Origin of the sequence: Paraglaciecola polaris LMG 21857 (genome assembly GCF_000315055.1) — a bacterium.
Lineage (GTDB): Bacteria > Pseudomonadota > Gammaproteobacteria > Enterobacterales > Alteromonadaceae > Paraglaciecola > Paraglaciecola polaris.
This window is the reverse complement of record NZ_BAER01000044.1, coordinates 278,332-300,406: the sequence shown is the minus strand read 5'-3', so window position 1 is coordinate 300,406 and position 22,075 is coordinate 278,332. Positions and strand designations below refer to the sequence as shown.

Here is a 22,075-nt window from a genome sequence, read left to right as displayed (position 1 = left end):
GTGGTTATTAAAAGACTTTTAATATTAATAATTCATATTTTTAAGCGTTCAAATAAAAAAGCGAAATAAATTTCGCTTTTTTTATATTAAATGAATTAATTACATATTTGGGTAATTCGGGCCTCCTGCACCTTCTGGCACAACCCACTGAATATTCTGGGTAGGGTCTTTAATATCGCAGGTTTTACAATGCACGCAGTTTTGTGCATTTATTTGTAGTGCTTTTTCACCTTGATCCGTATCGATAATTTCATAGACCCCAGCAGGACAATAACGTTGAGCAGGCTCGTCATATAGCGCTAAATTAACGGTTATAGGAACCGCTTGGTCTTTTAACTTCAGATGACAAGGCTGATCTTCTTCGTGATTGGTGTTAGACAAAAATACCGATGACAGCTTATCGAAACTTAATACACCGTCATATTTAGGGTATTTTATTTCAGGACAATCTTTAGCAAGTTTAAGTTGCTCATGATCCTTGCTGTTATCAGACAAATTGAAAAACATATTGCCATTAAATATATTTTGCTCAACTGTATTATATGCGCCGCCCATAAACGTACCAAATTTATGTAGAGCAGCACCGAAGTTTCTCGCTTTAAATAGCTCGTCATAAACCCATGAGGTTTTAAAACGCTCGGTATAATCGACTAAATCTTTTCCACCTGTTTGTTCATTACCGAGTGCTTGAATGAGTGTTTCCGCCGCTAACATGCCTGATTTCATGGCGGTATGATTGCCTTTTATTTTGGCAAAATTCAATGTACCGGCATCACAACCAACTAATAAAGCCCCTGGGAGAGTCATTTTAGGTAATGAATTGAAGCCGCCTTTTGCTATGGCTCTAGCACCGTAGCTGACGCGTTTTGCGCCGTCTAAATATTGCTTAAAAACAGGGTGGTGTTTCAAGCGTTGAAATTCATCAAAGGGACTCAAGTGCGGATTACTGTAATTTAAATCGACAATCAAACCTACAAACACCTGATTATTTTCAGCGTGATACAAATAAGATCCGCCTGACGCTTCTGTTAATGGCCAGCCAGCGCTATGCACGACTAATCCTTCTTGATGTTTACTTGGTTCTATATCCCAGATCTCTTTGAAACCGATAGCGTAATGTTGCGCAGCTTTGTCTTTGTCTAATGCAAACTTGCTAATCAGTTCCTTACCTAAGTGCCCACGACAACCCTCGGCGAATACTGTGTATTTAGCACGCAGTTCCATACCCGGCATATAACCGTCTTTATGTTCCCCGCTGTGGCCAATACCCATGTCTCCGGTAAGCACTCCGCCAACACTACCGTCTTCGTTATATATGATATCTGCCGCGGCGAAGCCAGGGAAGACTTCAACACCTAACGATTCCGCCTGTTCGGCTAACCAACGGGTAACATTGCCCATACTCACAATGTAGTTGCCATCATTGTGCATGGTCTTAGGCGTAATCATGTTAGGTAATTTATTGGCTTTTTGGTCGTCACGCAGATAGTAAATATGATCTTCAGTTACCGGTGTGTTTAACGGGGCGCCCATGGTTTTCCACTCGGGGAAAAGCTCGTCCAAAGCGCGAGTTTCAAACACCGCGCCGGATAATATATGCGCACCGACCTCTGAGCCTTTTTCTACGACACAGACCATGAGTTCTTGTTCTTTTTCTTGGGCCAATTGCATCAAGCGACATGCGGTTGAGAGCCCCGCTGGACCAGCACCGACTATCACTACATCAAACTCCATCGATTCTCGTTCCACCAGTTTCTCCTCTTTTATAAATATGTATTAATTAAAAAAATGCCTTTGTGTATCTTGGTTACACAAAGTTTACAATTAGTTTGCTTGTTGTTTTACTTTTCGCGTCGCAAAAGCGCAACTTATTTGTATATATATCCCCAATAAGTGACGCTTATTCGTATGCTCAGGGGCATACGTGGCAATAAGCTAGCAACAGCCCTGCGCGCCACACCGCTTAATTAACCAGCATGCCTAGCAGTTTATTCTACTCCCCTGAACAAGCTAAATTCATTATTTTTAGGGAATAAATCTGTTAGATTTTGCTTTTGGTCAGTTGCGCGAGAGTAGTGTGGGTTGACGTCCACGTCAACAGAACGTAAATTAGCTCTATTCCGTAAATGTAATATTAATTACATTTTTTGTTACTTAAACGCGTGTCAAATGAGGTGAAAATGAAAATATTAGTGCCGGTAAAACGCGCCATTGATTATAACGTGAAAGTGCGAGTTAAGGCCGATCATAGCGCTGTTGATTTAACCAACGCCAAAATGTCCATTAATCCTTTTTGTGAAATAGCCGTCGAAGAGGCGGTTAGATTAAAAGAGAAAGGCATCGCGACTGAGATCCTTGTGGTATCCATTGGTGACAAATCGTGTCAAGAACAAATAAGAACGGCACTCGCCCTAGGCGCTGATCGAGGCTTACAAATTGATACCAGTGAAAACTTAGACTCGCTGCAAATTGCTAAATTACTGCAGAAAGTGGTCGAAGAAGAAAATCCTGACTTGGTCATTTTAGGTAAGCAAGCAATTGACTCAGACAACAATCAGACAGGTCAGATGCTTGCAGCACTTACCGGGATGCCTCAGGGGACGTTTGCTTCTGAAGTGGATATTAATGACGGAAAGATAAACGTCACTCGTGAAATAGACGGTGGCTTGCAAACTGTTCAATTAAGCCTTCCTGCGGTCGTGACCACAGATTTACGCTTAAACGAACCTCGTTATGCGTCATTACCAAATATCATGAAAGCAAAACGTAAACCGTTGGACGTAAAAGCAGCAGCCGATTTTGGTGTTTCCCTCACGTCTAACGTTAAAGTGCTGAAAGTTGAACCGCCTGCCCAACGAAAAGGTGGCATCAAGGTGGCTGACGTAGCTGAATTAGTTGATAAATTAAGAAATGAAGCGAAGGTGATCTAATGGCAATTCTTCTATATGCAGAGCACGACAACAGCCAGCTAAAGTCGGAAACCCTTAAGTTAGCCAATGCAGCATGTCAAATGGGTGATGAACTTCACCTGTTAGTCGTCGGATCACAATGTGCCGATGTAGCCAAGCAGGCTAGTGCAGTAGACGGTGTTTCTAAGGTTTTATTAGCAGACAACGTAGCGTATGAGCATCAACTAGCAGAAAATGTCGCTGATCTTGTCGCTCAATTAGGCAAGGATTACAGCCACGTTATTTGTGCTGCAACGACCACAGGCAAAAATTTTATGCCTAGAGTTGCAGCGTTATTAGACGTCGCACAAATTTCTGATGTTATCGGTGTTAAGAGTAGCGACACCTTTGTGCGCCCAATTTATGCAGGCAACGCCATCGCAACGGTTCAATCCAGCGATAGCATTAAAGTGTTAACCGTGCGTACTTCAACATTCGATGCCAATGGTACAGGCAACAGCGCGCCCGTCGAAGCAATCGACGTGGTTAAAGAGTCAACTATTTCGTCTTTTGTCAGTGCTGAATTAACCAAGTCTGAACGCCCTGAGCTAACCGCTGCCGACGTAATTATCTCTGGCGGCCGAGGCATGCAAAATGGCGAAAACTTCAAATTGTTAGATGGTATTGCTGATAAACTAGGAGCCGCGATGGGGGCATCTAGGGCCGCTGTCGACGCCGGTTTCGTACCCAATGACATGCAGGTTGGTCAAACCGGTAAAATCGTTGCACCTCAGTTATATATTGCGGTAGGTATTTCCGGTGCCATTCAGCATTTAGCGGGCATGAAAGACTCTAAAGTCATAGTCGCGATTAACAAAGATGAAGAAGCACCGATATTCCAGGTTGCCGATTACGGTTTAGTCGGCGATCTATTTGATATATTGCCGGAGCTCGAAGCCGCGCTGTAAACAGTCACTCTAACATCATTTTATGCCGCTTCTTATAGCGGCATTTTTGTATTTAAAGAGCCTTGTAAACGCAGATTTTGCTATTCACTATCATATTTGGCTAATTTATCGGCTAACGTTCAAATAGCCAAAAATAGTCTTTGCGTTACCTTACATAAATGTTTAATTTCCTCTCATCATATTTATCATACTAATTGGTTTAATGGAGGCAAGGTTATGTCTACTCTAAATAGCGCCACACTCACCTTGGGCGTATGTGATTACCCCGAGCATGTACCAGAAAATGAATGGACTGCACATGCCCAGCGACAAAAAGAATTGGGGTTAGCCTACGTGCGACTAGCCGAATTTTCTTGGGCTAAAATTGAGCCCCAAGATGGACGATTTGACTGGCAATGGCTAGACAACGCAATCGATATTTATACCCAGCATGGTCTTAAAATCGTGATGTGTACACCTACCGCAACACCTCCTGCATGGCTAATTCAAAAACACCCGCAGATACTCGCAATTGATGCACAAGGACAAACTATGAGGTTTGGCTCTCGTCGGCATTATGATCATGCTAGTTTGCTCTATCGGGAAGAGTCCAAACGAATTACCACCCTCATGGCTCAGCGTTATGGCAATAATCCCGCTGTAATTGGCTGGCAAACGGATAATGAACTCGGACATGAAGGGACGGCAGTTTCATATGGTGGCGCGAGTGCTATGGCATTTCCTCAATGGCTCAGCGAGCGTTATCAAACATTAGATGCTTTGAACCAAGCTTGGGGCTGTGCATTTTGGAGTCAAGATTACTCGGATTGGCAGCAAGTTAATCCACCTAATTTGACTGCCGTGCGCCAGCCGAATCCCTCTCATGCGCTGGATTATCAGCGTTTTTGTTCAGACATGATAGATGAATTCCAGCAAGTACAAATTGATGTGCTTAGAGCGTTGTCTCCTGGACGCTTTCTTACCCATAACTTTGTCATATTCGCGCAAGAATTTGATCTTTATAAAGTAGCCAAAAATCTCGATTTTGTTGCTTGGGATAGCTACCCAATCGGAATGTTAGAGTTCTTTGCCACTTGGGAAAGTGAAGAAACCAAAACAGAGTTTGCTCGTACAGGACATCCTGATTTAGTCAGCTTTAATCACGACTTGTATCGCGGAATTAAAGGCGGGCGGGATTTTTGGGTGATGGAACAACAATGTGGTCATGCAAACTGGGCACAATACAATCCTTTGCCGGCCGCCGGCGCGGTAAAATTATGGACGGCTCAGGCGTGGGCACACGGTGCCAGCTCTGTCACTTATTTTAGATGGCGCGCCAGCCACATGGCACAAGAGATCATGCACTCTGGCTTGCTTCAACAGGACGGACGCGCCGATAGGGGCTACCAAGAAGTGAAAGACTTTGACCCCTCTAACTTTGCCCTAGAGAAGGTTAATGCCCGTGTAGCTCTGTTGCATGATTACAACAGCCTGTGGATTTATAATTTACAACCACACAACAAAGATCTCAGTTATTGGCATCAATTTATGATGTTTTACAGCGCGCTGCGCGAGCTCGGTGTTGATGTTGATATTATTCACCCTGAGCAACTAGCAAATAAAAATTATGCCTTAGTTGTTGCACCCGCTTTAACATTGATGACACCTGAGATTGCCACACAACTGCATCACACTGCAGAGAAATGCCCGTTAGTTTTTGGACCACGCACCGCCTTCCGTGAGCATTCAGGGCGGGTTGCTAAGCATGGCCAATTTGAATTAATTGATACATTGGTTGGGGTAAAATTGGCGAATTTCGATTCCCTTCGTCCAACGATTTCTCAGCAGATTGAACAAGAAGATAAGCAAGCGAGTTTTAGCGCTAAACTGTGGTGTGAAAGTTATGTGTTAACCACAGCCATTGCAACCCATCGCTACACGGATGGCCCAATGCAAGGAATGGCGGCAGTGAGTAAACATGAGCAGGTGAGCGTTATAGGCGCCTTGTCAGCGACATTAATCAAGTCTGTGCTTAAAGATGTATTAACAGAACAAGGCATCGATACTTTCGAACTGCCTAAAGGTCTTAGATTAAGCCGACGTGGAGACACCACGCTTGTATTGAATTTCAATCAACAAGACGTTGAATGGCACGGGAATACGTATCCTGGGGTATCGTTTACTGACCTATAATCTCAATTTATTTAAGGACAGCTAGTCGCCGCAACTCTTTATAAAAAGGGTCGGGCGACCGGCGAATAATGATGTATTTAAAGTTTGATAACCGAGTTTTCTTCGTTAGACATCGGAGAGACAGTATAAGCATCTGCTTGCCAGTCATTCTCGTAAGCTTTACCATCTAGCAAGTATCGAAACTGGTAATCTTTCTCCACAGGCAAATCTAAAGACGCAGAAAAACTACCGTTTTTGAGCTTTTTCATTACAGTAGAACTTTTGTCCCAGTCATTAAAATCGCCAACTACGCTCACGGAATTTGCAGCTTTTGCTTCTTCCTTGCTAATTTTGAAGGTGACCTTACAAACAGGTTTCGATTTTAAATATTGTTTCTTAAAAGCCATGGTTTTCCTCTCAGTGTAATTAAAGAACATATTTCGCTCATTTATACAGCAATATCAGTGTTTTTTATAATGTTTTCGTAATAAAAATACGAAATATATAAGAATTATTTGCCACTCCTTCATCTTCTTTTACAGTATAACGACAATAGATTGCCCCATTTTAATGCACCGATCTTATCACTGCCATTACTCAGCGGATCTAGTTAACAAAATGATCAATAAATTAATATGGGGTTAAGTTGTGTATAATATTGATTAATATAACTATTTATTATTTTTAAACCGCTGGGTTCAGTATCTCAATTACAGTAAACCGCTCCCGTTTATGATTAAGCATAAACTGTGCTCAATCATCAATAATTGCATATTTTATGGTCGATCAACTTTATGACAAGAGCGTGTCAGGACCACTTCATCGTCGAAATTTTTTACCGTATTGACTTGGGGATAAACCAGTGTGTTTTTTGAACAGTCGCGTAAAGGAACTCAGATCGTCATAACCGACTAAATTAACGATGCGTTCTACACTGTGGGTCGACGCTTCAAGATGCTTTTTGGCTGCCTCAACTCTGACGCCCTGGAGATACGTTAACGGAGATTGCTCCGTTGCGCGTTTAAAGCGACGAATGAAAGTACGGGTGGACAAGTTCACTTTGGTACTTAAGGCATTGACCACTATCTTTTGGGCGAAGTTTTCTTCAAGCCACTGTTGTATGAACAAGACTTCAGGGTCTTGATGGTACTTTTTGGTACGCAAAGATGCATAAGCCGATTGATCGCCTCGGGACAAATCGATGACGTGGGCTTTGGCGGTGGTTGTCGCGATATCGTGACCGGCATATCGTTCGATAAGTAAAAGTGCTAAATCAAACCATGCCATCCCCCCACCGGAGCAAAATATATTGTCTTGCTCCGTGATCATTCTGTCGATATGTAAATTAACCTGGGGGTACAGCTGACCAAAGAGCTCAGCATATCCCCAATGAGTGGTGGCCATACGTTTATCTAAAATGCCCGCTTGGGCCAGGAAAAATGCACCGCTACAGTTGCTAGCAATATCGGCCCCTAGTGCATAATGCTTTCTAATGTACGGCAGTAGTGCAACATTGTTACGCAATACCTCGATTGGATCGCCACCTATTGTGGGTATTAATAGTAGGTCAGTTTTGACAACATTTTCTATGGCTACATGGCTATTCAACTCAAGTTGGTTGATACATTTTACTGACTTACCTTTTAACGAAGCTATTTGTACATCGAATAAAGGTTGAATCGGTAATCCTTGCATTCGTTGCCAAGTTACACCGGCCAACCCGAAAATATCGAGTACACCGGTTATGGCACTAGCGTAGGCTTGATCGAATCCCAAAATGGTCACTTTAAACACAAATATGTCCTCATTATAAACCCTTGTTTTTAGGCTTTATCACCTAGCCTTATATCTGGCATAAATGACCATTATTATGTCATATATGACAATTATTCGCTGTACTTTAATCTGCGAAGCTAAGACCTGTTAAAAGAATGTTGCCAAAATCGGGCGTCACAATAATTTGTCGTTTCCACGTATAGCGGCAGGTTGATGAAATAAGGTGTAAGTAAGATGAGCGAAGAACTAGTCAGTCGTAAAGAGTTGTCATTTCAATTATATGAAGTGCTAGACACCGAGGCGTTGTGTGAACGCGAACGTTTTAGTGAACATAATAAAGACACCTTTGATGCGGTCATGGACACGGCGGATAAAATAGCCAGAGAAAAGTTTGCCCCCCATAATCGTAAGGCCGACCTCAACGAACCGACCTTCGATGGTGAAAATGTGCACATGATCCCCGAAGTCAAAGAAGCGTTTGATACCTACGCAGAATCCGGTCTTATCGCTGGACGTTTTGATTTCGAAGACGGCGGAATGCAGCTTCCAGAAACCATAATGATGGCGTGTGCTGGTTATTTTATGGCAGCAAATCCGTCTAGCACTGGCTATTCATTTTTGACCGTCGCTGCTGCTAACGTGATTAAAAATTTCGCCAGTCAGGCGCTTAAAGAAAAGTTCATGCCGCGTATGTTAACGGGAGAGTTTACCGGAACCATGGCATTAACGGAGCCCCATGCAGGTTCATCTTTAGCCGATATTACAACCAACGCAAAGCCTAATGAAGATGGTAGTTATCGAATTAAAGGCAGCAAGATGTTTATTTCTGCTGGTGACCATCAGTTATCCAACAATATTGTGCATTTAGTCTTAGCTAAAATTCAGGGTGCACCTGCTGGTGTTAAAGGAATATCATTGTTTGTAGTACCCAAATTTCGTCTGGATGAAAATGGTGAGCCCGCTGAGCGTAACGATGTTTCTCTTGCTGGATTGATCCATAAAATGGGTTATCGTGGAACGACCTCAACTGTGTTGTCATTTGGAGAGAAAGACGATTGTCACGGTTACCTTGTGGGTGAGGAACACCAGGGCTTAAAGTACATGTTCTTAATGATGAACGAGGCTAGGTTAGGTGTCGGTTTTGGGGCTGCGATGGTAGGTTATGCTGGTTATCGTTATTCCTTGGCTTACGCTAAGGAACGCACTCAAGGTCGTGTTGCACCCCATAATAAACCCACTGACAAAGCGGCGACCATCATCCAGCATGGCGATGTAAAGCGCATGCTGTTGGCGCAAAAATCTTATGTTGAGGGCGGCATGGCACTGTGCTTTTATGCAGCTCGATTAGTGGATGAATTACATACCCTCGAATCGCCTGAGGCGAAACAAAGAACTGCTGAGTTACTTGACCTACTCACACCGGTTGTTAAAGCGTGGCCATCTGAGTTCGGTCCTAAAGCGAATGATCTTGCGATACAGATCCTTGGTGGTTCAGGTTATACCCGTGAATATCCAGTTGAACAGTGTTGGCGTGACAACCGTTTAAATCCAATCCATGAAGGGACAAACGGTATTCAAGCCCTTGATTTGATGACGCGGAAATTGTGGCAAGCCAATGGTTCAGGTTTAGTGCAATTACAAAAAATGATGAGTGAAGATTTCGCGAAAGCCCAACATCAAGCTAGCAAACGGTTAATTGCTGATTTGCAGCCATATTTGGCAAAACTACAAAAATTGATCCCGGTGATCGGGGCTGAGCTCAAAGGTGAAAACCAAAATTCACTGCTGGCGAACGCCAGTTGTTTCTTAACCATATTTGGCCAGATTGTTGTCAGTTGGATGTGGATCCGCCAAGCGATTACTGCAGAAGCAGCCCTTAATGGGGGGAGTTTATCCAGCGATGATGAAGCTTTTTATCGGGGTAAATTACAAGCCGCTAAGTACTTTATTGATTGGGAGTTAACCGTTACCGATCGTGATTTTAAAATACTGAACTCTATGAATGACAGTTGCAGCAATATGCAAGAAGCGTGGTTCTAGCCACCACACCGACACAAACGTCAGGTCATAACAGATTTTACAAGAAGGAATGAACATGAAAAACACCCAGTTTTTATTAGCTAAACGGCCAATTGGTACACCGACAAGGGATAATTGGGATCAGGTTCAAGTGGATGTTCCACCGCTTAACGATAAGCAAGTATTGATTAAAGTGGAGTATATTTCACTTGATCCTGCCATGCGTGGCTGGATGAACGACGCAAAGTCGTATATTGCGCCGGTGCAAATTGGCGAAGTAATGCGAGCGAGTACGGTCGGTGTAGTGATTGATTCAAACGATCCGGCATTTAAAGAAGGGGATTATGTATTTGGCCATGGTGGTGTGCAGCAATACGCCGTGTCTGAAGGCAAAGATATCCATAAAATTGATACTAAAATTGCCCCATTAGAGCGTTATCTTGGTGTATTAGGTATGCCAGGTATGACAGCGTATTTTGGTTTACTCAACACTGGTTTACCTAAAGAGGGCGAAACCGTGGTGGTATCAGGCGCAGCCGGTGCCGTGGGTACGGTTGTAGGGCAAATTGCCAAAATCAAAGGTTGCAGAGTGGTAGGCATCGCTGGCGGAAAAGATAAGTGCCAGTACCTGGTTGATGAATTGGGATTCGACGGCGCCATTGATTATAAAAATGAAAATGTGAAACAAGCCTTAAAGACACATTGCCCCAAGGGCATAGATGTTTATTTTGATAACGTTGGCGGTGAAATTTTAGATGATGTATTAACGCAAATACGCATGCATGCGCGCATAGTTGTGTGCGGTGCGATCAGTCAATACAACAACACAACGCCGGTCAAAGGTCCTTCAAATTATTTATCGTTACTGGTAAATCGTGCGCGTATGGAAGGCATAGTGGTGTTTGATAACGTCAAGCATTATTCAGACGCTGCCAGCGAAATGGCGAAATGGATCGGTGAAGGTAAATTGAAAGCCAAAGAGCATGTTGTCAAAGGTATTGAGCATTTTCCTGAAACCCTGCTCATGCTGTTTAAAGGCGAAAACACCGGTAAGTTAGTGCTCAAGGTGGACAACGAATAATGAGTGATAACAGTGTAGTAGGTAAACATATCTTAATTACTGGTGGCGCATCTGGGATAGGGGCTGAGTCAGCTTTGTTGTTAAGTAAACGTGGTGCCAGTGTGACGATTGCTGACGTGAATGAAGTTGATGGCGCAATTTTAGTTCAGCGCATCAATGATGAGGGCGGCCAAGCCCGTTTTTGTAAAGTCGATGTGAGTGTTAGTCAATCCGTTGAGATGCTTTTTAAAAGTGCGATAGACGAGCTGGGGAATATTGACGTATTAATTAACAATGCGGGCATCGATCATGATCCGAAATTTATGCTTGAAATTGATGATGCGACTTTCCATAAAAATATTGCCGTTAACGTGAATGGTGTGTGGTACTGCATGAAGCAAGCGTTGGCCCACATGCTCGAAAATGGAGGCGGGCACGTGATTAATATATCGTCCGTGGCGGGTATTCGTGCTGCTCCTACTTTATCTGCTTATAGTGCCGCGAAACATGCTGTGGTTGGGTTAACTAAGTCTGCAGCGGTTGAATACGCAAGATATAACATCCGATTTAATGCAGTATGCCCGAGCTTCGTACGTACTCCTATGGTGGAAAATGTACTGTCTAAATTAGACGAACGCGGAAAAAAAGCCTTAATCAATGCCAACCCGATGAAACGCTTAGGTGAGCCTCAAGAAATTGCCGGTGCAATCGCTTGGTTATGCACACCTGAATCAAGCTTTATGACTGGGCATACCGTTGTGCTTGATGGCGGTATGACCGCTTAATTTAATATTAATGTTTAAGGACAGAAGATGAAAAAAGAGATATTTGATTTAACCGGAAAAGTCGCGTTAGTTACTGGTGCAAGCCGCGGTATAGGTGAGTCTATCGCTAGGTTACTAGCGGCTTACGGTGCACACGTTATTGTATCAAGTCGAAAAATTGATGGCTGTGAAGCCGTGGCGAAAAGCATTCGAGATGATGGCGGTAAAGCCACAGCGTTAGCTTGTCATGTGGGCGAAATGGCACAGATTGAAGATACTTTTGCCAGTATAAAAAAAGAATTCGGTCAATTAGACATTTTAGTTAATAACGCGGCTGCGAATCCATTTTTTGGCCACATTCTTGATACTGATTTGGCCGCCTATGAAAAAACGGTTGATGTAAATATCAGAGGTTATTTCTTTATGTCAGTTGCCGCAGGCAAGATGATGAAGGAGCAGGGCGGTGGCGTGATCTTAAATACCGCTTCCGTTAACGGTATTTCACCCGGTGTGATGCAGGGTATTTACTCAGTAACAAAAGCAGCTGTGATCAGTATGACAAAAGCGTTCGCTAAAGAGTGTGGACCGCTCAATATTCGGGTTAACGCCTTGTTACCTGGCTTGACTGAAACAAAATTTGCGTCGGCATTGACGTCGAATGATAAAATTCTTAAAACAGCGTTAATGACAATTCCATTAGGCCGAGTGGCACAACCAGACGAAATGGCGGGAACGGTATTATATCTGGTATCAGACGCATCTAGTTATACCACAGGCACAACAATTACTGTTGACGGTGGTTATTTAGCATAACGTCTAAAGCAAACCACTTGATAATAACTAAAAAACACCGCTATTGTGAAAAACAATAAGCGGTGTTTTTATTACTGCGGTTTATTTAACTGTTCACGCTAGATAGAAAGGGGCTTATTTTTTCACCCAGTTTCCATTTACTAATACATAATGGCCTGAGGCTGTTTTCTCATATGCTTTTTTCGCTGCTAGCTTCTCCACTTGTTCCAAGGTTAAGTTATTTTTAGCGGCCAATTGATTGTATTTGTTTTTACGCTTAACATTCACTTCGTTTATTAATGCCAGCACGTCCGGCTGATTGACCACAGCGCCAAGATAGCCATCGGTTTGTTCACCGACGAGCCCTTTATCTTTTGCACTATCGAGATCGATGGCGAAACTCATACTGGCAAACAATAACGAGGTTGCAGCAAAGAAAGTAGGGATTAGGGATGTTTTCATGGGTGTCTCCTTAGAATAATTCGCTATCATCACTGAAAATATCATCCAATTCTTTATCAACTTTTACGCGGATTTCATGGTCAATTTTGACATTGATGTTGATCGTAATGGGCTCTTTCGTTTCGACTTGTACCTTATGCGTACACGCACTCAATGGTGCTAAGGCTATTAACAGCCAGTATATTTTCACTTTTCACCGCCTTTTTTGATTTTTTTTTCAATTTGATTTTGCACTGAATCCGTTAATCTTAACGAGCGTAACAAGGTTAGAATATTTTCTTCGTGATGGTAATTAAAATTAACGGCCTGCTGTTGATTAGGATTCTGGCCTAGTATCGAGAAATCCAATAACAATAATCCGTCCGAGTCCAACTTAACCTCACTGCTCAATTGCTCAAACTTAAGATCTTTAAGAAAATTGAGCTCTGATTGCTGGGCAGCAATAGAATCAAATGCTGGGTTACCATCAATTTTTAGGGTGCCTGGTCCTTGGCTTTTTAGTCTGCCGCCGTCAATATGGAATTTCCCAGCTCTGACAAACATAGGTAAAATCCCGCCTACGCTACCAGTAACGTTAATTCCGGCTTGCTGTTGTAAGGCAACTACTTGGGCTAAATCTAAATCAGTCACGGTAATACGGGCTTGTTGGTCACGCTTGTCTAACCATAATTCATTTAACCTAAACCTACCGCCCAGTACCTTACCTGTGATGTGCTCAATTTTGGCAACATTGTCCTTAATATAATAGTCCATTTTAATATCTTCAATGGGTACACCGGTCTCGGCACTTGCTATGTTCAATGTAGTTTTATCAAGCTGAAGCCCAGCTGAATCAAAGCTTATCTGGCCTTCGGTCGACAAGCCGTTGGCATTGAATTCTTGATAGATAAGCGATCCGTTATCAAGAATAAAGTTGCCGGTAAATATGCCTTTATCAACTTGATATTCGCCATTAAGTCCCAGTGAACCGTTTTGCACAACAAGGGCTGGAATAAAGCGGCTTATCGCAGGTTGTAGTCCACTAAGCGCTTGTTGCGCCATTGTAAGGGTCACGATGTTTTGCGTTTGTACGAGACTGAATTTAAGGGTGTTTTCCACTTCAAAATCATGACGACTGTGCGCGGTATTCGTTTGCAGATTAGTCTCTAACGTATGTGATACATTGATTTTAGCAAGCGTGAAGTATTCGCTATTCTCAAGGTTCAGAGCCATCCCAGTCAGCTTTGAATCGCCAGTTAATGCCAATTGTTTCTGTTGTAGAATATGACCACTTAATTGATTGGTCACCTTGTTAACCAGCACATTGTCGAATTTAACTTGAGATAGGTTATTTTGGGCCGAAAAGGTCAGGTTATTAAACGTTTCTCCTGATAATAGAATGTTGCTGTCTACTCCTTTTACCGTAATCACTTTGTTAGCTTGTTTGCCTTTTACTGATTGACTGGTTTCATCGGCTAAATCCGTTAGACGATACGTCAGCGCCTCACCCTTAACATCGAGTTTTAATGATAGCCCTTTATTTGATGAAATATCGCCGTTAATAAAAACTGAGCTGTCCCGAGCGGTGAGGCCATATGCGGTTAATTTATTACCAGTAAACTTTCCGGTTAGACCATGTAAAGACCAATCGTTTCCCGTGGTGTTTATGCGACCGGCTAACGTAATTGCTAAGGTCGAGTCGTTGGACTGTGAACTGAGTAAACTGATCGTTTTAGCGGGTTGAACTTCACTAACAATATTACTTGCTAGCGCTACACCTTGATGGGTATTGAGAGCAATTTCGCCTGCGGTCGCAAGGGGGGTTTCAGCGGTAGGAAATTGAATACGTAACTGCGTCAAGCTAGCGGAAAAGCCTACTGGTGAACTAATATTAACGCTAGGAATAAGCGCACTCTCGCTATTGATTATGATAGGTTCAGCTGCCGCGACGATAAATTGCGAGGCTAGTGTGTATGACGAATTTGCCAGAGGCGCATAACAGCTTTGTCCTACCGACGCAGTAATATCGACAGCCTTTAGGTCAATTTTTAGCTCTTTGGTTAATAATGAAGCAGCTATACCTACTGAACCTCTCACCTTTGTGTGTAAAGCGCAGTCGTCAAATGAATAATCAATGCCAGTAGAGAGTTGATGGCGAGAGGTCACTTGGGCGCCATTGAATTCGATATGGCTAACAATCCTAGCGTCCACTAGTTGCTTCTGTGTCAGTAATGGCGTAAGCGACTGTAAACGCGGATCATCAGACTTAACGTAAGATACGGCATTTTGCAGTGACCAGTTAGCGTCGAAGATAATACGGGCATTTTGCTCACCTTGCTGATGATGTAATGCGAGTAAGCCATTTATATCACCTTCTAGCTGAATGGAGTTGTTCGTCGGTTGGTTGATAGTTAACGTAAGCGGACGAGCTAATAAAGGTGAATTAACGGTTAAATGATCAATGCGCAGCAAAGGCAATGTACTGGGTAATGACCAGTTAGATAAGTCAACAGAAGTGATTTCAGTAGGCGAAGGTTGGCTATCAGACTGCGCTAATTTATGGGTAACATTTATCCTACCAACCGTTAAACGATTCTGTGCACGCTGAAAATGAACATTGTTAAATAGTACTTCCATATCAGGAAGGTCAATGCAGGCTTTTTTCACATTGATATCAAGGTTGCTATTGATATCAAAAACTAAACATTCAACGCGAATATGTTGTTCTTTCGCGTATTGTTCAATGGCAAAGATAGCTAACGTGTTCCTGAATAAATAAGCAAAAAATATTACGCTAAAACTGCAAAATAAAATGGCAGCGGGAAAATAATAATATTTTTTAGACAACCGTTTACCCATAGAAAACAGTCCTTTCTGAACTGGAAGTAAGAAAGTTACATTATCAAATTATCAGTGAAATGATCGAAGAAATTATAAAATTTTACGGAAGTATATTCCGCTTGCATATATCGTTGATATAACGATAAACACAAGCGGAGGAAATGGCTATTATTGCTATGTACTTAAGACGATTGGCGACGAGGGCTGGCGTTTTTAGGGCCATTACCTCTACGGTTACCGGCAAAGTGTCCTTTAGCATTATCACCAGAACGCTGACCATCACGGTGTTGCGTGTTCGGTTTTTTGGGCTTTTTCGGTTTCATTGGGCGAGAGTCTAAACGAGATTCAGGCAAACCATGTACTGGCTCAAAACCGACAATACCCTTGCGTGCAATAATTTGCTTTGTAAAACGCTCAATGTCTGCCAATAAAGGGAATTCATCGGCAGTTACCAAAGAAATAGCTTGTCCGCTAGCGCCAGCGCGACCCGTTCGGCCGATACGGTGAACATAATCTTCAGCCACATTGGGTAAATCATAGTTGACGACTTGAGGTAATTGACTGATGTCTAATCCGCGCGCTGCGATATCTGTGGCTACCAAAGCGCAAACTTTACCGCTTTTAAATTCGGCGAGTGCTTTTGTACGGGCACCTTGACTCTTATTACCATGAATCGCAGCCGACGTGATGCCTCGGGCTTCCAATTGCTTAGAAATACGATTCGCACCGTGTTTGGTACGGCTAAAAACAAGAACTTGCTGCCAGTCATTATCTTTAATCATACGGATTAAAGCAGGGGTCTTCTGATTTTTATCTACTGGACAGATCCATTGTTCAACAGCTTCAACAGTTGTGTTTGGCGGTGACACTGATACTTCAACTGGATTATTCACGAGCCCTTTCGCCAATGCGCGGATCTCGTCTGAAAAAGTAGCTGAAAAAAGTAGATTTTGACGTTTTGCTGGTAATAGTTTTAACACTTTTTTGATATCGTGAATAAAACCCATGTCCAACATACGGTCTGCTTCATCTAATACCAAAATTTCAAGATCATCGAACCTGACCGCATTTTGATTATACAAATCAAGTAAACGTCCTGGCGTAGCAACAAGTATATCAACACCCTTACGCAATTTAATCATTTGTGGGTTAATACCCACACCACCAAATACCACAGCCGAGCGTAATGGTAGGTCTTTACCATAATCAACGACGCTGGCGGCAACTTGAGCGGCAAGTTCACGAGTCGGTGTTAATACTAATGCGCGAGCTTGGTTACCGCGGGCATGCGTACCACGATTAAGCAATTCAAGAAGTGGCAGAGTGAAACCAGCCGTTTTGCCTGTCCCTGTTTGCGCCGCAGCCATGACATCTTTGCCTTCTAAAATGGCTGGAATGGCTTGTGCTTGAATTGGTGATGGGTCGGTGTAGCCTTTCGCCGTGACGGCAGACAGAATTGCGGGGGATAAGCCTAAATCGGCAAAACTCATATTTTACTCGCTGGTCGTGAATTAATTATCAAATTCTATGCTGCTTTTTCAAGCATGATAGAGAGGGCGGGAGGATACAGCATATCCAGTGATTAGCAATCACGGAATAAAAAAAACCGCTGTTAGCTTGGCTAACAGCGGTTTTGATTTACCTGTGGTAAATTCTCAGTAGTGCAACAATTAGTCTTGAGAGCCGGGGCGAGTCGCCGGAGCGCCCGCACGGTTAGATGCTGCAACCATAGCCGCAGATTTACCTGATGCATTTACCGCTGGACGGGCTGCATCACCTAACGAACCTATTTTAGATTCGCTAAACACTTGCTCAACACTCGCAGGGGTCGCCATCGGATGAGATGCTGACGCTTTTGGTGCTTTATTTGTGCTGACGTTCGCAGGTTTAGTTGCTGCTTTTTTCGCTTTTGGCATTTGAGCTGGTTTTTCTACCGGTGACGCTTTAACTACATCACTAGCCGCAGAGCTCTGTTCAGTGCTTTGAACAATGATTTCATCGGCTTTAGGAGCAATAACAACTGAATCAGTTTTTGATTCTGTTGCTACAAAAGGCTCAGCATCCACTACCGGTGCTGAAGCTTGTTCATCAACAGACTGAATCGCTGCTACTTCAGGTGCTTGGGCTACTTGCTCACCCGTTGCAATGACTTGCTCAGGTTGTGTCAATAACTCACTTTGGGCAGATGCTTGTTCGGCAACATCAGCACTAATATCGGACTGAGCAGTTGACTCAAGCGCTACATTGTTGCTGTCCTTTATTGCTTGTTCAGTTTGCACTGGAGCAGTTTGTGCCACTTGTGGTTCGTCAAATTGCAATTCGTCTTGCTTTGCATTTTGGGTATCAGAGCTACCTTGTGCATCTTCATCTTTACGACGTTTCTGACCCGCAGCGCGAATATGACGAGGTGAACGACGACTGCGAGTACGCTGAGTCGTATTTTCACCTTTATCATTACTGTCACCATCATTAGATTCAGGTTTCGCTGGATCTTCATGGGTTTCATGGGAAGCCTCTTGTGTGCGTTTTTCTTCCGCTTTCACTTTTGGTTTCTTAGGTGGCTCAATATCTTGTGCCGGGGCGACAACAGGAGCTTGTGCCTGAACGCCAGATGGCGTGTCTTGCTTAGCCGTTTGCTCGACGGCTTTTACCACTTTGCTATCTAGCTGCGCATTCTGCTTGTTGTCGTTAGCTTGACTAACAAGGCTACTAGCAGTTTGAGCTGCTTCAGCTACTTGTTCTTGATTATCATCCACACGTACGCTGCGTCTGGTATCTCTGCGCTTACGACGTTCAGCAACTTTTTGCTCCTTTACTTCTTTACGAGGCTCTGGGGGCTTTTGGTTCGGTTCTTTTTTCTGTTCAGGGCTGGTAGTAACAGCGTCTTTAGCCGTTTTGTTATCGCGACGAGGTTTGCGATTATCTTCACGACGTGGCTTACGTTCATTGCCACCCTCGCTTGAGCTTTCGTTGTTGGTGTCACGAGTATTCGGGCGATTGTCAGAACGGTTATCATTGCGTCCTTCAGATCGCGCTTCGCCCTGTTTACCACGACGAGGATTATTACGTGTACGACGAGGCTGTTGTTTGCGCTGGGGCTTCACTTCGGGCTCAGGTTCTGGCTCTGGAGCAGAAGCAAATAACGATTTTAGCCACTTAGCGATTTGAGATAATAATGAAACATCAGCGGTAGTCGCTTCTGGAGTAGCCGCCGTTGGTGCAGTTACTGCCTTAGGCGGTGAAACGAAGCTTTGTAGAGCGGGTTGCTCTTTCACTGGCATGGCAGTGACAGCTTTGTCTGCTTCGGTATCTTCGTTTTTCATTAACTCAACGTTGTAACTCATGTCATGAACGGCATCGTCCGGACGACGTCGCGCTACATTATAATGAGGCGTTTCCATATTTGGGTTTGGAATGATCACCAACTGCACATTATGACGCTTTTCAACACCAGCAACGGCACCACGTTTTTCGTTTAACAAGTAAGTGGCAACATTGACCGGTAATTGGGCTTCAATTTGGCCTGTGTTGTCTTTGATACTTTCCTCTTCCATGATGCGTAACACAGATAGCGCCAATGACTCGGTACCACGTACCGTTCCGTGCCCACTACAACGAGGACAAACGTTATGCGCTGAATCACCTAACGATGGACGTAAACGCTGGCGCGACATTTCAAGTAAACCAAAGCGAGATATACGACCAAGTTGTACCCGAGCGCGATCATGACGAACGGCATCTTTTAGACGATTTTCCACTTCACGTTGATGACGCACCGGAGTCATATCGATAAAATCGATGACCACTAATCCACCCAAATCTCGCAGGCGCAATTGGCGTGCAACTTCATCAGCCGCTTCTAAGTTGGTATTAAATGCGGTTTCTTCGATATCACTGCCTTTTGTTGCGCGAGCAGAGTTAATATCAATAGACGTTAATGCTTCGGTGGGATCAATAACGATTGAGCCGCCTGAAGGTAAACGTACTTCTCGTTGAAAGGCTGATTCAATTTGGCTTTCAATTTGATAATGGCTAAACAAAGGTACATCGCCACGATACAGTTTTACTCGGCTCGCGAAATCTGGACGCACTAACTCAATGTGCTTCATTGCTTGCTCATAAATACTGGTTTTATCAATCAATATTTCACCGATATCTCGGCGCAAGTAATCACGAATAGCACGTACGATAACGTTGCTTTCTTGGTGGATTAAAAAAGGAGCAGGGCGAGAATCCGCCGCTTCTGATATGGCGGTCCAATGGGTTAATAATACGCTGAGATCCCACTGTAACTCTTCTGCGGATTTACCCACACCAGCCGTACGCACGATAAGACCCATGCCATCTGGTAAGGTTAGATTACTAAGTGCTTGTTTTAGATCTGTGCGCTCATCACCTTCGATACGACGCGAAATACCGCCAGCACGAGGGTTGTTGGGCATCAAGACTAAATAACTACCGGCTAAACTAACAAAAGTTGTTAACGCAGCACCTTTCTGGCCACGCTCTTCTTTGTCAATTTGTATAATGACTTCCTGACCTTCTTTGATGACGTCCTTAATATTAGGACGACCTTCAAATTTATAACCTTGAGGGAAGTAGGTGCGGGCGATTTCTTTTAGAGGAAGGAAACCATGACGCTCTGCGCCATAATCCACGAATGCAGCTTCTAGGCTGGGCTCTACGCGGGTAATTGTCCCTTTATAAATATTGGCTTTTTTCTGTTCATGGCCTGGGCTTTCTATATCTAAATCGTAAAGCTTTTGACCATCAACGAGGGCAACACGCAATTCTTCTTGCTGAGTTGCATTGATTAACATTCTTTTCATTCTTATTGACTCGGTGGTGTACCGATCGCCACGGATGAAAGACATGCGCTGTGATTCGACAAGTTTTTGTCATGCAGCCTCCCGGCTGTATCTAACTAATTTTAAGGTTTTGCCTAAGTATCTCATGCATTATTTAATACATGAATTTGTTCAATACTTCCCACTTGGGTGTCAGTTTCGGCCTTTTCTGACATCTGTAAAATCGTTTCTTAAAACGGTTAATACTCGGTGGTTATGCGTTGAGAAAAAGGGCATAACAAACCCAGTACGTTGTCAATTCAATTACATTCTTTACATCGGTCGCGATCAAATAGTTATTTATCATCGCTGATGTTTTGGTTCTGTTTTATCTAATCCACGAAAAGTTACTCACTTCGTAATCGATAGGGCAATATTTAACGACTTTATCGGTGTCGCATTGCTACCAGAACGGATTATTACATCTGTTTGTCTTACTCGGCAGTTGCCTGTAGCAAGACCGAAGCATTATCACATTAAAATCTCAATGCTGGCAAGCGAATAAAATGCTGGTCATACATGGGGGGCTTCCAGTTATAATACTCTGATGACCACAGATACTTCATTCCAAAAAGTCCAATTTATCGAAATCGATCCAGACCTTGAAGGTCAACGCATCGATAATTATTTGCGTACCTTATTAAAAGGTGTGCCTAAAAGCCTTATTTATCGCATTGTGCGTAAGGGAGAAATTCGCGTTAATAAAAAACGCGTTAAGCCAGAATATAAACTTCAAGCACATGACCAATTGCGTATTCCACCGATTAGAGTGTCAGAACCGAACGAAGCGCCTTCAACTAAGTTAGACAAAGTGGCTTCCCTTGAGTCACATATCTTATTCGAAGACGATTTACTTATTGTGCTGAACAAACCCTCTGGTATGGCAGTTCACGGTGGTAGTGGTCTTAGTTTTGGGGTAATCGAAGCGTTGAGAGCATTGCGACCACAGGCAAGATTTTTAGAATTAGTGCACAGGTTAGACAGAGACACATCCGGATGTTTAGTAATAGCTAAAAAACGCTCGGCGTTAAAAGCTTTGCATGAACAACTGCGTGACAAAAAAATGGATAAACGTTATCAAGCGTTAGTTGTCGGTGAATGGCCGGAGAACCGTTACAAAGTAAATGCCCCTCTGTTAAAAAATATTTTGAAGTCAGGGGAGCGCTTGGTATCGGTTGACACGGAAGGTAAACCTTCAGAAACACGTTTTCGGGTATTGAATCGATATATAGGTTCAACCTTAGTTGAAGCGTCGCCCATTACCGGGCGTACCCACCAAATTCGTGTTCACTGTTTACATGCTGGTCATCCTATTGCCTGTGATGATAAATACGGTGATGCTGAGTTTACTGGCCAAATGAATAAGCAGGGGTTAAAACGTTTGTTCTTACATGCTTATTCCATCGCCTTTATTCACCCTAAAACAGAAGAACGAGTAAGCTTTCAGGCACCGCTCGATCAGCAGCTAAATCGAACATTAAGCATTTTAGAAGTCAGAACTTAAACTCGTTAGACATGATGTCTAAGT

At 43.3% G+C, this 22,075-nt stretch carries 16 protein-coding genes; 8 read left to right on the top strand and 8 right to left on the bottom strand.

Annotated features, from left to right (window positions below):
* Positions 1 to 99: 99 nt before the first annotated feature.
* Positions 100 to 1,734, bottom strand: coding sequence for an electron transfer flavoprotein-ubiquinone oxidoreductase (locus GPLA_RS09585; RefSeq protein ID WP_007104686.1), 1,635 nt, complete (start codon positions 1,732 to 1,734; stop codon positions 100 to 102).
* A 446-nt stretch (positions 1,735 to 2,180) separates the two neighbouring features.
* Between GPLA_RS09585 and GPLA_RS09580 the strand changes: the two genes are divergently transcribed.
* The 3 genes from GPLA_RS09580 to GPLA_RS09570 all read left to right on the top strand — a co-directional run bounded on the left by GPLA_RS09580 (position 2,181) and on the right by GPLA_RS09570 (position 6,028).
* Positions 2,181 to 2,930 (top strand): electron transfer flavoprotein subunit beta/FixA family protein, encoded by a 750-nt coding sequence (locus GPLA_RS09580; RefSeq protein WP_007104685.1) that lies wholly within the window; start codon positions 2,181 to 2,183, stop codon positions 2,928 to 2,930.
* Positions 2,930 to 3,856, top strand: a complete 927-nt coding sequence (locus tag GPLA_RS09575; RefSeq protein WP_007104684.1) for an electron transfer flavoprotein subunit alpha/FixB family protein — start codon at positions 2,930 to 2,932, stop codon at positions 3,854 to 3,856. The genes GPLA_RS09580 and GPLA_RS09575 overlap by 1 nt, the downstream gene beginning before the upstream one ends.
* 216 nt (positions 3,857 to 4,072) lie before the next feature.
* Positions 4,073 to 6,028 (top strand): beta-galactosidase, encoded by a 1,956-nt coding sequence (locus GPLA_RS09570; RefSeq protein WP_007104683.1) that lies wholly within the window; start codon positions 4,073 to 4,075, stop codon positions 6,026 to 6,028.
* A gap of 77 nt (positions 6,029 to 6,105) precedes the next feature.
* Here the strand turns inward: GPLA_RS09570 and GPLA_RS09565 are convergent, their stop codons facing one another.
* Positions 6,106 to 6,414 (bottom strand): isoamylase early set domain-containing protein, encoded by a 309-nt coding sequence (locus GPLA_RS09565; RefSeq protein ID WP_007104682.1) that lies wholly within the window; start codon positions 6,412 to 6,414, stop codon positions 6,106 to 6,108.
* Between the two features lie 412 nt (positions 6,415 to 6,826).
* Positions 6,827 to 7,801, bottom strand: a complete 975-nt coding sequence (locus GPLA_RS09560) for a GlxA family transcriptional regulator (RefSeq protein WP_007104681.1) — start codon at positions 7,799 to 7,801, stop codon at positions 6,827 to 6,829.
* A gap of 216 nt (positions 7,802 to 8,017) precedes the next feature.
* On the opposite strand from GPLA_RS09560, the gene GPLA_RS09555 reads away from it, so the two are divergent.
* From GPLA_RS09555 to GPLA_RS09540, 4 genes are read left to right on the top strand one after another with little or no spacing between them, the layout of a single operon-like run.
* Positions 8,018 to 9,823 carry an acyl-CoA dehydrogenase gene (locus tag GPLA_RS09555; protein ID WP_007104680.1) on the top strand — a complete coding sequence of 602 codons (1,806 nt, stop codon included), beginning with the start codon at positions 8,018 to 8,020 and terminating at the stop codon, positions 9,821 to 9,823.
* A gap of 55 nt (positions 9,824 to 9,878) precedes the next feature.
* Positions 9,879 to 10,883, top strand: a complete 1,005-nt coding sequence (locus tag GPLA_RS09550; protein WP_007104679.1) for an NADP-dependent oxidoreductase — start codon at positions 9,879 to 9,881, stop codon at positions 10,881 to 10,883.
* The gene (locus tag GPLA_RS09545; RefSeq protein WP_007104678.1) at positions 10,883 to 11,647 is read left to right on the top strand and encodes an SDR family NAD(P)-dependent oxidoreductase; all 765 of its coding nucleotides are present in this window, start codon (positions 10,883 to 10,885) and stop codon (positions 11,645 to 11,647) included. The genes GPLA_RS09550 and GPLA_RS09545 overlap by 1 nt, the downstream gene beginning before the upstream one ends.
* Positions 11,648 to 11,674: 27 nt before the next feature.
* Positions 11,675 to 12,439, top strand: a complete 765-nt coding sequence (locus tag GPLA_RS09540; protein WP_007104677.1) for an SDR family oxidoreductase — start codon at positions 11,675 to 11,677, stop codon at positions 12,437 to 12,439.
* Positions 12,440 to 12,553: 114 nt separating this feature from the next.
* Here GPLA_RS09540 and GPLA_RS09535 read toward each other — a convergent pair whose 3' ends face one another.
* The 5 genes from GPLA_RS09535 to rne all read right to left on the bottom strand — a co-directional run bounded on the left by GPLA_RS09535 (position 12,554) and on the right by rne (position 20,520).
* Complete coding sequence (locus tag GPLA_RS09535) at positions 12,554 to 12,880, bottom strand: YdbL family protein (protein WP_007104676.1); 327 nt, start codon at positions 12,878 to 12,880, stop codon at positions 12,554 to 12,556.
* Positions 12,881 to 12,890: 10 nt separating this feature from the next.
* Positions 12,891 to 13,070, bottom strand: a complete 180-nt coding sequence (locus tag GPLA_RS09530) for a YnbE family lipoprotein (RefSeq protein WP_007104675.1) — start codon at positions 13,068 to 13,070, stop codon at positions 12,891 to 12,893.
* Entirely contained in the window at positions 13,067 to 15,718 is a 2,652-nt protein-coding gene (locus GPLA_RS09525; protein WP_007104674.1) for an intermembrane phospholipid transport protein YdbH family protein, read from the bottom strand. The genes GPLA_RS09530 and GPLA_RS09525 overlap by 4 nt, the downstream gene beginning before the upstream one ends.
* 164 nt (positions 15,719 to 15,882) lie before the next feature.
* Positions 15,883 to 17,190: a DEAD/DEAH box helicase gene (locus tag GPLA_RS09520; protein ID WP_007104673.1), complete on the bottom strand. Its 1,308-nt coding sequence runs from the start codon at positions 17,188 to 17,190 to the stop codon at positions 15,883 to 15,885.
* A gap of 180 nt (positions 17,191 to 17,370) precedes the next feature.
* Positions 17,371 to 20,520 carry a ribonuclease E gene (gene rne, locus GPLA_RS09515; RefSeq protein WP_007104672.1) on the bottom strand — a complete coding sequence of 1,050 codons (3,150 nt, stop codon included), beginning with the start codon at positions 20,518 to 20,520 and terminating at the stop codon, positions 17,371 to 17,373.
* 574 nt (positions 20,521 to 21,094) lie between these two features.
* On the opposite strand from rne, the gene rluC reads away from it, so the two are divergent.
* Positions 21,095 to 22,051, top strand: coding sequence for a 23S rRNA pseudouridine(955/2504/2580) synthase RluC (gene rluC / locus GPLA_RS09510; protein ID WP_007104671.1), 957 nt, complete (start codon positions 21,095 to 21,097; stop codon positions 22,049 to 22,051).
* The last annotated feature ends 24 nt before the right edge of the window (positions 22,052 to 22,075 follow it).